Source organism: Synechococcus sp. Cruz-7E5 (assembly GCF_024345995.1).
Classification (GTDB): Bacteria; Cyanobacteriota; Cyanobacteriia; order PCC-6307; family Cyanobiaceae; genus Regnicoccus_A.
In genome coordinates, this window is sequence record NZ_JAGQCE010000004.1 from 105885 (window position 1) to 120858 (window position 14974).

A 14974-nucleotide genomic window follows, 5' to 3' on the forward strand; every position below is an offset into this window, starting at 1 on the left:
GTTCAGGCGGGCGCTGGCAGCCGCGGGCAGGCCTCCACCAGCTGGCGGGTGATCACGGCCTGGGGCCGCTCGAGCATCGCTCCAGCGGGCCCTTCCTCCACGATTCGCCCCCCGTCAAGCACGATCAGCCGCTGGCAGAAGCCGCCGGCCACAGCCAGGTCGTGGGTCACGAAGATCAACCCCAGACCGAGGCGCCCCTGCAGCTGCCGCAGCAGGGCCAGCACCTCAGCCTGCACTTCGGCGTCGAGCATGCTCACGCTCTCATCGCATAGCAGCACCTTCGGCTCCAGCACCAGGGCGCGGGCGATGGCCACCCGTTGCTGCTGGCCTCCCGAGAGCTGCCGCGGCATGCGGTTCTCGTAGAGCTCCGGCGGCTCCAGTCCCACGGTGGCCAGTCCTTCTCGGGCCCTGGCGCGGGCCTCAAGTCGGCTGGCGAGGCCATGGATCAGCAGCGGATCCGCCACGGCTTCCCCCACCGTCATGCTCGGATTGAGGCAGGCCAGCGGATCCTGGAACACCATCTGCAGGCTGCGGCGGGCTCTGGCGAGCTCCGTCCCGCCCATTCTGAGCAGGTCGCGGCCCTCCAGACTCACCCGGCCACCCCGCACCGGTGTCAGCCCCATCAGGGCGCGGCAGAGGGTGCTCTTGCCGCAACCGGAGGCTCCCACCACCCCGAGGGTTTCCCCCGGCCCCAGGCGCAGGCTCACCCCATCGACTGCCTTCAGCCAGCGCCGCCGCCATGGCGCTGAGGGCAGCGGATGCCAGCAGCGCAGTTCCTCCACCTCCAGCAGCAGTGACGCCTCGGCGGTGGCCGGGGTGTGGCTGCCTTCGCGGGCACGGGCCGCCGCCACCAGCCGCTGGCTGAGCGGTGCCTTGGGAGCGCGCAGCAGGCCGATGGCGGGCGCCTCCTCCACCACCTGCCCGTGGTCGAGCACGGCGATGCGCTGGCACCAGCGCCCCGCCATGGCGAGGTCGTGGCTGATCAGCAGCAGGGCGCTGCCACTCTCGCGGCAGAGGTCGGTGAGCTCGGCCATCACCTGGGCCGCCACGGCCACATCCAGGCTGGTGGTGGGCTCATCGGCGATCACCAGGGCTGGCTCCAGGGCCATGGCCAGGGCGATCGCCAGCCGCTGGCGCATGCCACCGCTGAACTCATGGGGATAGCTGCTGTAGCGATCCGGGCCGATGCCGACCCGCAGCAGCAGCTGCTCCGCGCGCTGGCGCACCCGGGCTCGCTCCCAGCCGGGACGATGGGCCGAGATGGTGTCGCTGAGGTGTTCACCGATGCGCAGGAGCGGGTTCAGCCTTGTCATCGGGTCCTGGAACACCAGCCCAACGGCTTCCCCCCGCAACTGGCGCAGGGCCGGACGCTTCAGAGCACGGGGGTCCTGACCCGACAGGCTCAGGTGTCCGCTGCAGTGACTGCCGGGGGGCAGCAACTGCAGCACCGCCCGCGCCACCGTGCTTTTGCCGCAGCCGGAGGGCCCCACCAGGGCAAGGGTGTCACCGGAGCAGAGGCGCAGGTTGAGGCCATTGAGGGTGGGGGCCGCGCTGCCGCCTGGGTAGCTCACGACCAGGTCGCTGATCTCCAGCACCGGCTCGGCGGCACGCGTGTCGGCCATGGGACGCGGCGGATCAGGACGTGCTGGCACAGCATGGGGGGCGTGCGGGCGCACTCGTGGTTTTGTTGCGTGATCTGCATACGATGGAGTCAGAAGTGTCCGGTGATGCTCGATACCGCCGTTGGAATCAAGGACAACGTTGCGGGCGAGAGCCTGGTTGAGGGCTTTGGCGATCCGCCGTCCCTGGCGATCGACGCGGTCCCAGTTCTGAGACGGCGGCCGATCCGCTCCCCCGACGACTACGGGGTGAAGCTCCCCGATTGGCTCAGGGAGTGCATAGTGCACGTGCCCCCCGGCGACGGGGAGACCTGTCCGACCGACCCTGAAGCCCTGCTGGCGGCAGCCTTTGATTTCGCCTTCCAGCTCCACGACGGCCAGGTGAGAGCCACAGGCGAGCCCTACATCATTCATCCGGTCGCCGTCGCTGATCTGCTGCGCGACATCGGCGCCAGCGCCGGTGTGATCGCCGCCGGCTTCCTGCACGACGTGGTCGAGGACACTGACGTCACCTCCGAGGAGCTTGAGCTTCATTTCGGCGCCGAGGTGCGCGCTCTGGTGGAAGGGGTCACCAAGCTCGGAGGCATTCACTTCACCAATCACACCGAAGCCCAGGCAGAGAACCTGCGACGGATGTTCCTGGCCATGGCCAGTGACATCCGCGTGGTGCTGGTGAAGCTGGCGGACCGGCTGCACAACATGCGTACCCTCGGGGCCCTCAAACCCGAAAAGCAGCAGCGGATCGCCCGTGAAACCAGAGAGATCTACGCACCCCTCGCCAACCGGCTCGGCATCGGCCGCTTCAAGTGGGAACTCGAAGACCTCGCCTTCAAGATCCTCGAGCCAGAGGCCTATGGCGAGATCAAGCAGCAGGTGGCCAGCAAACGCAGCGACCGTGAGGAGCGACTGGCTGCCACGGTGGCCCTGCTGGTGCAACGGCTTCAGGGCGCGGGTCTGCACGACTGTGAGGTGAGCGGCCGGCCCAAGCATCTCTATGGCATCTGGAGCAAGATGCAGATGCAGCAGAAGGCCTTCCACGAAATCTTCGATGTGGCGGCCCTGCGCATCCTGACCCCCAATCTCGAGAGCTGTTATCGCGCTCTGGCGGTGGTTCATGACACCTTCCGTCCGATTCCTGGCCGTTTCAAGGACTACATCGGTCTGCCAAAGCCCAACGGCTATCAGTCTTTGCACACCGCCGTGATCGGCCGGCATCGGCCGATTGAGGTGCAGATCCGCACCACGGAGATGCACCAGGTGGCGGAGTACGGCATCGCCGCCCATTGGAAATATAAGGAGGGGGGATCACCCGCCTCAGCCGGTGCCGCCGATCGCTTCAACTGGCTGCGCCAGCTGGTCGACTGGCAGCAGGACGATGGAGGTGAAGACAGCAGCGATTACCTCGCCTCGATCAAGGAAGACCTCTTCGATGAGGAGGTTTTCGTGTTCACACCCCAGGGGGATGTGGTGGGGTTGCGCAAGGGATCCACGGCTGTGGATTTCGCCTTTCGCATTCATTCCGAAGTGGGGAACCACTGCCAGGGCGTGCGCATCAACGACCGTCTCTGCCCATTGGCCACGCCACTGCGCAACGGTGATTTCGTTCAGATCATCACTGCGAAATCCGCCCATCCGAGCCTCGATTGGCTCAACTTCGTTGCTACCCCCACCGCCCGCAACCGCATCCGGCAGTGGTACAAACGCAGCCATCGCCAGGAGAACATCCAGCGAGGCACTGCCATGCTTGAGCGGGAGCTGGGCCGCGATGGCTTCGATGCCCTGCTCAACGGAGAGGCGATCGCGAAGGTGGCCCGCCGATGCAACCTGGTGGGCACCGAGGATCTGCTGGCGGCCATCGGCTTCGGTGGCGTCACCCTGCAGCAGGTGGTCAACCGCCTGCGTGAGGAGGTCCGGCTGGCGACCGCGGCGGCGGCGCCGGTGCTCAGCAACGAGGACCTTGCCCGCAGCGTGTCGAATCAGGCCAGTTTGCCGCTGCCATCCTCGGCGGATGGCTCTGGCAGTCCGATCCTGGGGCTGGAGGGCCTGGAGTACCGCCTGGGAGGCTGCTGCTGTCCCCTGCCTGGGGAAGCGATTGTCGGCAGCGTCGCCCTGGGCAATCACGGCATCACGATTCACCGTCAGGACTGCGCAAATGTGGCCGCCGTTCCGGTGGAGCGGCGATTGCCGGTGCGCTGGAATCCGGCCGCTGACCAGCAGCGTCGTCGCTATCCCGTTCAGATCCGGATCGAGGTGCTCGATCGTGTCGGTGTGCTCAAGGACATCCTCACGCGCCTCTCTTACAGCCGCATCAACGTCAGTGATGCCAGGGTGCGCACGGCTTACGGCAAGCCCGCCCGCATCGACCTCAAGGTGGAGCTCGCCAGCGCCAGCCAGCTTGCAACCACCATGGATCAGATCCGCTCCATGGCCGACGTGCTCGATCTCTGCCGCACCGGCATCGGCTGATCAGGGGGTGTCTGCCGCGGAGCTGGTTTGACCTTCAAACAGCTTGTCTTGCTCACCACTCAGGCCGGCGGATCGTGTCAAGTCAGAGGGGGCCGCAGCCGAAATGGGGTCGCCCTGGCGGCTGAACAGTCTGAATTCGCCGGTGCGCAGCCCCAGATCCTGGGTGAGCTCTACCCAGCGCCCAGGCTCCTGGCTGAGGCACTGGCGCATGAAGGCCTCGGTGTTGGGACCCTCCGGATCGACCCGCTTCCACACCAGGTGAGCGTTGGCGGGCTGAAGCAGCTGGGCGCAGGTCTGGGCCACCCCCACCGGCAGGCCGATCACGGAGGTGGCCCAGGACGCTTTCATCCCCTGGGGATTGAGGCTCCAGTCAGGGCCGATGCCCACGGTGGTGGACGGCACCTTCAACTGCCATTGCAGAGCTGGATCCTGAGGCGCCGTGAAGCCGCGGCTTTCAGCGGGAAGGGAGGCCAGATAGGTGCGCAGCATGGTGCGGTCCTGCTCCAGCGCGATCACTCGGCTGGAGAGTCGTGACGGGGCGCCGAAGACTTCGGCGATGAACATGTTGTTGAACAGGATCAGCGAGAGGATCAAGGTGCCACCGAAGGCGGCCCGGCGAACGGCGGGCCGGCCGGAGCGCTCCAGAGCCGCCATCCCCGAGGCCACGAACAGAACCACGGGAACCACGACCAACTGGCCGTCATGACCGTTGAAATCGGTGCGCTGGAACGACCAGGTGAGCTCGAGCAGGAACACCACGGCCAGGCCAGGCACCAGCAACAACCGTTCGCGGCGTCGCCCAGACGTTTTCCACGTCTGTCGGGCGATCAGGAGAACCCCGGCCGCTGGCATCAGCACAAGCAGCCACAGCGGCAGTCCTGCGATCGGCGTGCGGATCAGTGCTCCGAACAGGAAGCCCACGTCGGCTTCCCTCCAGATCTGCTGACTGATCCACTCCAGCGGCAGGGCCACGGCACCGGCCCAGGCGTGGCTCAGGCCATTCGCCACGAACAGATAGGGCAGGACCATCAGGGCTGTTGCCAGGACGGCGCCACCAGCGAGGGCTCCTGCGGCCCGACCCGGCTGACGGTGGTGCACCAGCACCAGGAGACTCACCAGGGTGAGGGGATAGATCAGGGTGAAGAAACAGGCCACCGCCAGCAGCCCCATCGCCCCGGTGGCCACCAGCCAGGCCCGCGGCCCATGGGGTTCGCCCGCAGCGGGCAAGCCCCGAGCCAGCGTGTAGACGCAGAGCACCAGGAAGGTGTTGGCGAACTGGTGCGGGCTCCCGGCGATCCCGCCGGGAATTTTCTGGCTCAGGATCACCAGCAGAATCCCACTGGCCAGGGGGACCAGGGAGTTGGGCTCCAGCTGGATGAGGCCAGCGCGTGAGAAGTTCCGCACCGCCGAGGCCAGCAGAACGCCGCCGAGCAGGTTGAGGCCCAGGATCAGGATTCGGTGGGCCTGGATCGATCCCAGCCAGGCTGCGGGGGCGTAGAGCAACTGGACGATCGGCCACTGACGCAGATAGCTCTCTTGATAGAGGAGTCCCCCCTGCAACCAGCGCTGGCTGAGATAGACGAGCGAATCGATCTCCTCGTCGTAACTACCGGAGATGCTGCTGGCCCGCCAGACACGCACGGCAAGGCCAACCAGGGTGAGCAGCCACAGCGCCGTCAGCACGATGCGTCGTCTGCTCAAGCTTCGCTGCAGGTCGTCCAGCGCACAGTCTGCATGGATGGGCCGTTTGAGCGGTCCCAGCGGAACAGCTTGACGGCCCTGGAGCAGAGCCCGAGCGCAGGCCATTGCGCTGGAGGGCCAGTGAGGATCCAGCCACAGCGAACGATCCGAGTGCTCGGCGCTACAGCTTCCACAGCTGGGCTCTGTCTGAATTCAGCAATCGATGACCCTCTGGCATGTGCTGCCATGACCTCCGAGCAAGCGGCCCAACTGATCGACGACACCCTTGATCTGGTGCATCAACGGCTTCAGGCCCTTGATGCGGTCCAGAAGCGGCGTGAGCACAAAGCACTGGCCGAGGAGTTCCGGGAGTGGCGCCAGCCGAGCGGAGGCCACATCGACCTGATGCTCTGCCCTGGGTTCGGCAACAGCTGAGCCCTCAGCTGGCGGTTGATCTGTCAGCTGCCGGTCACGTTTCTGCCGCTCTGGCGCTCTAACCAGCGCCAATAAACGAAGCCCAGCACCAGTGAGGCCACCGTGCCCACGATCGTCGAACCCAGCAGCAGCCGGCTCGAGAACGACCAGCCCAGCTCCCAGAGGCCCTCCCCCTTGAGCACGTCAAGGCTGGGCCAGCCCTGCCCTGTGCCGAGCAGCCAGCAGCCCAGTTGATAGTTGAACCAGTAGAGCGGCACGTAGGTCAGGGGGTTGCTGATCCAGGTGCCGGCCGCCGCCAGCAGGTGGTTCCCTCTGACCAGGCTGGCCAGTCCCACCCCCAGCAAGGTCTGCAACCCGAAGAAGGGAAAGCATCCACAGAACACCCCGGCTGCCAGCCCTCGGGCCCGCTGGCCATGGCTTCCCTCCTGCATCCACAGCCAGTGGATCCAATGCCGGATCCTGGTCAGGAAGCCAGAACTCCAGCGCCGCCACCCAGACTGGCGTGGACCACGGCCTTTCGGCTCCTTGGATTCGGACGACACCATTGCTGCGATCGCCACGGCGTTGACGCCCGGTGAGGGAAGTGTGGCGATCGTAAGAATCTCCGGCCCCGAGGCGGAGACCATCGGCCGCAATCTCTTTATTCCCCCCGGTGAGCAGCCTTGGGGGAGCCATCGCGTGCTCTATGGCCATGTGGTTGACCCAGGCAGCGCGGAGCGGCTGGATGAGGCCCTGCTGCTGCTGATGAAGGCACCCCGCAGTTTCACCCGGGAAGATGTGGTCGAGCTTCATTGCCACGGGGGGCTGATCGCCGTGCGCCGTGTGCTGGAGCTGGTGCTCCGCTCCGGGGCACGCCTGGCCCGGCCGGGGGAGTTCAGCCAGCGGGCCTTCCTCAACGGCCGCCTCGATCTCACCCGTGCCGAGGCGATCAGCGACCTGATCACGGCCCGCAGCCGCCGGGCGGCCCAGCTGGCGGTCGCCGGCGTCGATGGCGGCCTGCAGCGGCGGATCAGCGCCCTGCGCGCCCGCCTGCTCGACCAGCTGGCGGAGCTGGAGGCGCGGGTGGATTTCGAGGAGGATTTGCCGCCCCTGGATCCGGCGGCTCTGGTGGCGGAGCTGGAGGCGGTGCAGCAGGCGCTGCGACAGCTGGTGGAGGAGGCCTCCCAGGGCCGGCTGCTGCGGGAAGGCCTGAAGGTGGCGATCATCGGCCGTCCCAACGTGGGTAAATCGAGCCTGCTCAATGCCCTCAGCCGCAGTGAGCGGGCGATCGTGACGGACCAGCCCGGCACCACCCGCGATCTGGTGGAGAGCGAGTTGGTGCTGCAGGGCGTTCCGCTCACCCTGCTCGACACCGCCGGCATCCGCGCCACCGACGATCTGGTGGAGCGCCTGGGGATTGAGCGCAGCCACCGGGCCCTGGCCAGCGCTGACGCGGTGCTGCTGCTGGTGGACCTGAGCGAGGGCTGGACCGAGGCCGACGCGGCCCTGGCCGGCCAGTTGCCCGCCGAGGTGCCGGCGCTGGTGGTGGGCAACAAGGCCGATCGTGCTGTCGCCGCTCCCCCTGCGCAGGTGGATGTGGCGATCAGCGCACTCACGGGCAGCGGCCTCGAGGCGCTTGCGGAGGCGCTGCTGGGCCGTTGTGGTCTCAGCCTCGGGCCTGGCCTGGAGGTGGCCCTCAATGCCCGCCAGTGTGATCTGGCGGCGGCGGCGGCCGACAGCCTTGATGGCTCCCTGGCGGCAGCCGCGGAGGATCTGCCCTGGGACTTCTGGACGATCGACCTGCGTCAGGCCGCGCGCAGCCTCGGCGAGATCACCGGTGAGGAGGTGAACGAAGCCGTGCTCGACCGTGTCTTCTCCCGCTTCTGCATTGGCAAATAGCCGCGTCGTGGCCGTCAGGATGGGGGAACCCCTGCCTGTCCATTTTCCCGTTGGCCATTCCTCCGAGCGCCCTGGCGGCCGCCGCCCTGCTCAGCCAGCCTCAGCTGGAGCTCCAGCTCCGCTCCTGGCTGGCGGAAGATATCGGCCGTGGCGACCTCAGCGCCGCCGCCCTGATCGGCCAGCATGGCCGAGCCAGCTGGACAGCCCGGCGTGCGGGGACTTTCTGTGGCGGTGTGCTGGTGGAGCCGCTGTTCCGCTTGCTCGATGCCTCGGTGCAGGTGCGCCTGTTGGTGGCCGACGGGGAGCCGGTGGCGCTGGATCAGCGGGTGCTGGAACTGGCGGGACCGGCGACGGCCCTGGTGGCTGGTGAGCGCACCGCCCTCAACCTGGCCATGCGCCTGTCCGGGATCGCCACCGCTACGGCGGCGCTGGTGGCGGTGCTGAGCGGTACAGGAGTGAGGCTGGCCGACACCCGCAAGACCACCCCTGGTCTGAGGCTGCTGGAGAAGTACGCCGTGCGCTGCGGTGGGGGCACGAACCATCGCTGCGGGCTCGATGACGCCGCCATGCTCAAGGAGAATCACCTGGCCTGGGCGGGTGGGGTGGCGCACGCCATCGCCGCTGTGCGCTCCGTCGCCCCCTGGCCGTCACGGGTGATCGTGGAGGCGGAAACCGACGATGAGGCGTTGCATGCCGTTGACGCTGGTGCCGATGCAGTTCTGCTCGACGGCTTTACTCCCGAGGACCTGGGGCAGTTGGTGCCCCAACTCCAGCGGCGGGCGAGCGAGCGGGGTCTGCCGGTGCTGCTGGAGGCCTCCGGTGTGGATCCCGCCCAGCTGCGTGCCTATGCCGCCACCGGAATCGATCTGATCTCCACCAGCGCCCCCATCACCCGCAGCCCCTGGCTGGATCTGAGCATGCGTTATGAGCCCGTGCTGGCCTGAGCGCCTACGGCTCGTCACAATGCTGTGCATTGGCGGCCTTGATGCTGGCCAAATCCGCCTGGGGCACCCAGATTGTGCATGGTCTGCCTGGCGACTTTCTTGACGCGACTGTCTCCTGATCAGCAAATGTCTCCCGTTCAGCGACTCTTTCGTGTCCGTTCGTGCCGCTGGTTGCTGCCTGGCTGTCTGGCCCTGCTGGCTGGCCTCGCGCCGGCGGCCTCCGCTCGCGCCGAGAGTGTCGTCGACCGGGTCGCTCGCAGTGGCGAGCTCGTGCTGGTGGGCAGTCCCGACCTGGCGCCCCTGCTCAGCCTCGATGCCCAGGGCCGGCCGGCCGGCCTGGCGATGGAGGTGGCCAACAGAATCGCCGCCGAGTTGGCCGTGGCCGTGGGCCGGCCGGTGAGCGTGCGCCTCGATGCGGTCACCGACCCGGCATCCCTGGGCCAGCGCCTGGAGGAGGGCAAGGGCGATCTGGCCTGTGGTGTGCCCTTCACCTGGGAGCGGGACATCACCCTCGACTACTCAATGCCCTTCGGTCTCTCCGGCCTGCGGCTGCTGTCGCCCGCCGGCCGTCTCGACGGATCGCCACAGTCGCTCGCGGGCCGCCGCATCGGCGTGGTCGCCGACTCCCTCGGCGAAACCGAGCTGAGAGGGATCCAGCCGGCTGCCCGGCCTGTCGGTTTTGCGGATCTTTCCCAGGCGGTGGCAGCTCTGCAGGCCGGGTCGGTGGAGGGGGTGATCGGTGACACCGTCCGCCTGGCCATCTTGAACGCCGGTGGCAAGGCTGGAGCGCTGCTCCAGACCCCCGCTGAGCCCTATGAGCGCTATGCCGTGGCCTGCCTGGTGCCTGAGAACGACTCCGCCTTCCGCAATCTGGTGAACCTGGCGATCGCGCGGTTGCTGCAGGGGTATCTCGACGGTCAACCGGAGGCGGTGGCCTCCATCGATCGCTGGGTGGGTCCTGGCAGTGTCCTCAACCGCTCGCCGGAGCAGATTCGTAATTACTTCGACGCGGTGCTGCTGGGGGTGGAGGCCCTCAGGCCACTGCCCAGCCAGGCGGGTGCGGCTCCCACCAGGCCCGCCGCTCCCTGATGCCCTGGGTCGGCCACCCGGCCCGCCGTTTTCTGCCGCTTCCGTTTCAACCCCGCTCCCTCCCCGCTCCGATGGCCTTCCTCACCCGCTCCCGGCTCTTCGGCATCCTGCTGCTGGCGGCATCCCTGCCCCTGGATCCAGGCGTGGGCCGGGCCATCGCGGCTTCGGGTTCGGTTCCACCCGCCGCTGATCCGACCCGCCAGTCGGATGCCATCGAGGAGCGCCTGCGCCGCATCGCCGCCGCCATCCGGGAGCAGGACGACGCAGAAGCCGGGGGGGTTGAGGCCGGTGTCGACGACAGGCTGGCGCGGGCCTTCATCAACGGTCCCAGGGTGGGCTGGGGCAATGGTGGCTTCCGCAACGGCGGCTTCCACAACGGCGGTTTCAGGAATGGCGGCTTCTACAACGGCGGCTTCCGGAATGGCGGCTTCCGCAATGGCGGCTGGCCCAACGTCGGCTGGCGCAATTTCTGGTGAACCCATCCGCACCGGTCCTGGCTGGTCCCCTGCGCCTGCTGGTGGTACAACCCACGCCCTTCTGCAACCTCGACTGCGATTACTGCTACCTGCCCAGCCGCGATGACCGCAGCCGGCTGCCGCTGGAGATCCTCGATGCGGCCCTGGATCGGGTGCTCGAAAGTCCGTTCCTTGAGGGAGGCTTCACCCTGCTCTGGCATGCGGGCGAGCCGCTCACCATGCCGATCGCCTTCTACGACGCGGCCTCTGAGCGCATCGACCAGGCTCTGCAGCGCCATGGCCTGCCGCCTGGAACCATCGTGCAGTCGCTGCAGACCAATGCGGTGGTGATCGACGACGCCTGGTGCGACTGCTTCGAGCGCAACGGCATCCATGTGGGCGTGAGCATGGATGGACCGGCTGCCCTGCACGACGCCCACCGCCGCACCCGCACGGGCCTGCCCACCCATGGAGCGGTGATGCGCGGCATCGCCGCCCTGCAGCGCCGCGCCATTCCCTTCCAGGTGATCTGCGTACTCACGGCCGATGCCCTCGATCAGGCCGACGCCCTCTACGACTTCTTCACCGGCAGCGGCATCACCAGCGTCGGTTTCAACATGGAGGAAACCGAAGGTGAGAACCTGCGCTCCACCCTCGAGCGGCCCGACAGCGAGCGCCGCTACAGCGCCTTCATGGAGCGCTTCTGGCAGCGGATCCGCGCGGAGCCCGAACGGCTGCGCCTGCGCGAGTTCGATGGCATCACGAGCCTGGCCTGCGGTGAAGCCCGGATGGAGAGCACCGACATGAACACCCCCTTCGCGATCGTGAACGTGGACGCGAAGGGCAATTTCTCCACCTTTGATCCCGAACTGCTGGCGGTGGCCACGGCCATATACGGCGACTTCGTCTTCGGCAACGTGCTGGAGGGCAGCCTGGAGGCATCGATGGTCACCGACAAGTTCCAGCTGGTGCGCCGAGAGATCGAGGCCGGTGTGCAGCTCTGCCGCCAGGAGTGCGCCTATTTCGGCCTCTGCGGCGGCGGCGCCGGCAGCAACAAATACTGGGAGCACGGCCGCTTTGATGGCAGCGTCACCGAGGCCTGCCGCTACCGCATCCAGCTGGTGGCCGATGTGGTGCTCAGCGGCATGGAGCAGGAGCTGGGGCTGAGCGCCTGAACGGGCCCAGCGTCTGAGCGGTCTGGATAGGCCCGTGCAGCCACCCCCAGGAGGGATGATCGGAGCTGGATCTCCCCCTTGCCACGGCGCTTCGGCCGCACCCGCCACCCATGCTCCGCATCGCCCACGCCCTTGAAGCCCAGCTGCGCGCGGCCCTGGAGCGGGCGTTCCCGGCGGAGGCCGCCGCCGCCAGCGGGGACGGCACCCCCCTGGATCCGCAGCTGGCGCCAGCCAGCCAGCCGGAATTCGGTGATTTCCAGGCCAACGGAGCCCTGGCCCTGGCCCGGCGCCTGAAGCAACCGCCGCGGGTCATCGCCAGCGCCATCGTGGACCAGCTGGCCGCCGATTCGTCCTTCGCCGAGCTGTGCGAACCCGCCCAGATCGCTGGGCCTGGTTTCATCAACCTCACCCTGCGCCCTCGGACGCTGGCGGCGGAGCTGAGCACCCGCCTGGGCGATCCCCGTCTGGGGGTGCCCAGCGCGGCGGAAGATCCCGTTCAGGCCAGCTCCGCTGAGGTGCTGGCTCCGGTGATCGTGGATTTCTCCAGCCCCAACATCGCCAAGGAGATGCACGTGGGGCACCTGCGCTCTACGATCATCGGCGACGCTCTGGCGCGGGTGCTGGAGTTTCGCGGCCACGCGGTGCTGCGGCTGAACCACGTGGGCGACTGGGGCACCCAGTTCGGCATGCTGATCACCCATCTCAAGCAGGTGGCACCCGAGGCGCTCACCACTGCGGATGCGGTCGATCTGGGCGATCTGGTGGCCTTCTACCGCCAGGCCAAGGCGCGCTTCGACGCTGATGAGGCTTTCCAGGCCACCTCCCGCGAGGAAGTGGTGAAGCTGCAGAGTGGCGATCCGGTGAGCCGCCGTGCCTGGCAGCTGCTGTGTGAGCAGTCGAGGCGAGAGTTTCAGCAGATCTACGACCGGCTCGATATCCGCCTGAGCGAGCGGGGCGAGTCGTTCTACAACCCTTATCTGGAGCCGGTGGTGGTCGATCTGGCGGCCAGCGGGCTGTTGGTGACCGATGCCGGTGCCCAGTGCGTGTTCCTCGAGGGCGTGACAGGAAAGGACGGCCGGCCGCTGCCGCTGATCGTGCGCAAGAGCGACGGCGGTTTCAACTACGCCACCACCGACCTGGCCGCGCTCCGCTACCGGTTCGCCGTGCCTCCGGAGGGGGATGGCGCCCGCCGGCTGATCTACGTGACCGATGCCGGCCAGGCCAGCCATTTCGCCGCCGTGTTCCAGGTGGCGCGCCGCGCCGGCTGGGTGCCTGAGGGAGGACGGCTGGAGCACGTGCCCTTCGGCCTGGTGCAGGGGGAAGACGGTAAGAAGCTCAAGACCCGCTCCGGCGACACGGTTCGGCTCAAAGACCTGCTCGATGAGGCGGTGGAGCGCTCCGAGGCCGATCTGCGTCGCCGGCTGGCCGAGGAGGAGCGTGAGGAAGACGAGGCCTTCATCCAGCTTGTAGCCACCACCGTGGGCATTGCCGCGGTGAAGTATGCGGATCTCTCAACCAACAGGATCACCAACTACCAGTTCAGCTTCGATCGCATGCTGGCCCTGGCCGGCAACACGGCGCCCTATTTGCTCTATGCCCTGGTGCGCGTCGCTGGCATTGCCCGCCGCGGCGGCCTCGGCGCCGGCGAGGGGGAATCGGCCGCGGGCTTCCCTGATCACCTGGTGTTCAGTGAGCCCCAGGAATGGGCCCTGGCGCGCCAGCTGCTGGCGCTGGACACCGTGATCGCCGAGGTAGAGGAGGAACTGCTGCCCAACCGGCTCTGCTCCTACCTCTTCGAGCTCTCCCAGGTGTTCAACCGCTTCTACGACCAGGTGCCGGTGCTCAAGGCGGAGGAACCGGCCCGGGGCTCACGGCTGGCCCTCTGTCGCCTCACCGCCGACACGCTGCGGCTGGGCCTGGGCCTGCTGGGCATCCCGACGCTGGAGAGGATGTGAGCGAAACCCGTCGGCCGCATTCAGCTGGGGCTCTCTCGGCCCGCCCCGAGGTAGAGGACCTGGTTGCTTACAGCGCCCCCTTGGAGGGTCGCCGGGGCCTGCTGCGACTCGACTTCAACGAAAACACAGTAGGCCCAAGCCCGCAGGTGGTGGAGGCGATCCGCGCCATCCCCGCCGACCACTACGCCATCTATCCCGAATACGACGGCCTGCGCGAGGCGGTGATCAGTGCGCTCGTAACTGAAGCAGCTGCCGGCCCTGAAGCGCTCATTCCCGCCCACATCGGCCTGTTCAACGGCGTCGATGCTGCCCTGCATGCGGTGTTCCAGGCCTACGGCGCCCAGGGCGATCGGCTGCTCACCACCAGTCCCACCTTCGGTTACTACACCCCCTGTGCCCGGATGCAGGGCATGACGATCGAGGCGATTCCCTACCGGATGCCTGATTTTGTTTTTCCGCTCGAGGAGATCCGCGCGGCGCTGCTCGGTCCCGGTGGTGCCGGCGAAGCCAGCAGCGACTGGCATCCGCCGCGCCTCCTGCTGATCTGCAATCCCAACAACCCCACCGGTACCCGCCTGGCGCCTGAGCGGATCCTCGAGCTGGCGGCCGCCGCGCCGCGCACGCTGGTCGTGGTGGATGAGCTGTACGAGGCCTTCACCGGCGACAGCGTGCTGCCTCTTCTGCTTAACGCCCCAGCGGCATCGCCAGGAGGCGGTAATGGGGTTGGCGCCGATCCGTTCGCGGCCCATCCGAACCTGCTGGTGCTGCGCTCCCTGGCCAAGACGGCAGGTCTGGCGGGGCTGCGCATCGGCTTCGCGATCGGCGCGCAGGCCCTGGTGGACCGGGTGGGCCGCGTCACCGGTCCCTACGACATCAACAGCTTTGCCGTGACGGCAGCCCGCGCCGCCCTGGCCGATCAGGCCTACACCGACGCCTACGTGGCCGAAGTGCTGCGGGCCCGGGAGTGGTTGCTGGAGCAACTCCAGGCTTCCGGCGTGCGGTACCACGCTGCTGGTGGCAACTATCTGCTGATCTGGCCCTCCTGGCCGGCTGCCCAGGTGGAGGCTGAGCTGCGAAAGGCGGGCATCCTGGTGCGTTCCATGGCCGGCAAGCCCCTGATCGATGGGGCCTTGCGGGTGAGCCTGGGCACCAGCGAGCAGATGGGACGCTTCTGGCGGAGTTTCTGCAAGGTTGAACAGATTGACTTGAGGTCGGATGATCAAGCAATCGTGACCGATCGCCCTGAGAATGTCGGATGAAGCTGTTATTGCCCAATCA

Annotated in this window: 12 protein-coding genes; 9 read left to right on the forward strand and 3 right to left on the reverse strand. The window is 67.6% G+C overall.

Going from position 1 to position 14974, the window contains the following annotated elements:
* Positions 1-2: 2 nt before the first annotated feature.
* Positions 3-1622, reverse strand: a complete 1620-nt coding sequence (locus tag KBY77_RS06800; protein WP_255102807.1) for an ABC transporter ATP-binding protein — start codon at positions 1620-1622, stop codon at positions 3-5.
* 105 nt (positions 1623-1727) lie between these two features.
* Here KBY77_RS06800 and KBY77_RS06805 point away from each other — a divergent pair, with 105 nt between their 5' ends.
* Positions 1728-4085 carry a bifunctional (p)ppGpp synthetase/guanosine-3',5'-bis(diphosphate) 3'-pyrophosphohydrolase gene (locus KBY77_RS06805; RefSeq protein WP_255102808.1) on the forward strand — a complete coding sequence of 786 codons (2358 nt, stop codon included), beginning with the start codon at positions 1728-1730 and terminating at the stop codon, positions 4083-4085.
* Here KBY77_RS06805 and KBY77_RS06810 read toward each other — a convergent pair whose 3' ends face one another.
* The gene (locus KBY77_RS06810) at positions 4086-5786 is read right to left on the reverse strand and encodes a hypothetical protein (RefSeq protein ID WP_255102809.1); all 1701 of its coding nucleotides are present in this window, start codon (positions 5784-5786) and stop codon (positions 4086-4088) included.
* 225 nt (positions 5787-6011) lie between these two features.
* On the opposite strand from KBY77_RS06810, the gene KBY77_RS06815 reads away from it, so the two are divergent.
* A complete protein-coding gene (locus tag KBY77_RS06815; RefSeq protein WP_255102810.1) occupies positions 6012-6200 on the forward strand; it encodes a hypothetical protein in 189 nt (62 codons plus the stop codon).
* Between the two features lie 23 nt (positions 6201-6223).
* Here the strand turns inward: KBY77_RS06815 and KBY77_RS06820 are convergent, their stop codons facing one another.
* Positions 6224-6745, reverse strand: a complete 522-nt coding sequence (locus KBY77_RS06820) for a DUF2062 domain-containing protein (protein ID WP_255102902.1) — start codon at positions 6743-6745, stop codon at positions 6224-6226.
* Between KBY77_RS06820 and mnmE the strand changes: the two genes are divergently transcribed.
* The 7 genes from mnmE (at position 6726) to KBY77_RS06855 (ending at position 14955) form a co-directional block, all read left to right on the forward strand.
* Positions 6726-8078: a tRNA uridine-5-carboxymethylaminomethyl(34) synthesis GTPase MnmE gene (gene mnmE / locus KBY77_RS06825; RefSeq protein ID WP_255102811.1), complete on the forward strand. Its 1353-nt coding sequence runs from the start codon at positions 6726-6728 to the stop codon at positions 8076-8078. The two genes, KBY77_RS06820 and mnmE, sit on opposite strands and share 20 nt — an antisense overlap.
* 56 nt (positions 8079-8134) lie before the next feature.
* Positions 8135-9022: a carboxylating nicotinate-nucleotide diphosphorylase gene (gene nadC, locus KBY77_RS06830; RefSeq protein ID WP_255102903.1), complete on the forward strand. Its 888-nt coding sequence runs from the start codon at positions 8135-8137 to the stop codon at positions 9020-9022.
* A 126-nt stretch (positions 9023-9148) separates the two neighbouring features.
* A complete protein-coding gene (gene grrP / locus KBY77_RS06835) occupies positions 9149-10111 on the forward strand; it encodes an extracellular substrate binding-like orphan protein GrrP (RefSeq protein WP_255102812.1) in 963 nt (320 codons plus the stop codon).
* The gene (gene grrA, locus KBY77_RS06840) at positions 10111-10587 is read left to right on the forward strand and encodes a GrrA/OscA1 family cyclophane-containing rSAM-modified RiPP (protein WP_255102813.1); all 477 of its coding nucleotides are present in this window, start codon (positions 10111-10113) and stop codon (positions 10585-10587) included. Before grrP ends, grrA begins: the two co-directional genes overlap by 1 nt.
* Complete coding sequence (grrM, locus tag KBY77_RS06845) at positions 10584-11741, forward strand: cyclophane-forming radical SAM/SPASM peptide maturase GrrM/OscB (protein ID WP_255102814.1); 1158 nt, start codon at positions 10584-10586, stop codon at positions 11739-11741. Before grrA ends, grrM begins: the two co-directional genes overlap by 4 nt.
* Positions 11742-11851: 110 nt before the next feature.
* The gene (gene argS, locus KBY77_RS06850; protein WP_255102815.1) at positions 11852-13696 is read left to right on the forward strand and encodes an arginine--tRNA ligase; all 1845 of its coding nucleotides are present in this window, start codon (positions 11852-11854) and stop codon (positions 13694-13696) included.
* On the forward strand, positions 13693-14955 hold the full coding sequence (locus KBY77_RS06855) for a histidinol-phosphate transaminase (RefSeq protein WP_255102816.1): 1263 nt from the start codon (positions 13693-13695) through the stop codon (positions 14953-14955). The genes argS and KBY77_RS06855 overlap by 4 nt, the downstream gene beginning before the upstream one ends.
* Positions 14956-14974: the final 19 nt, after the last annotated feature.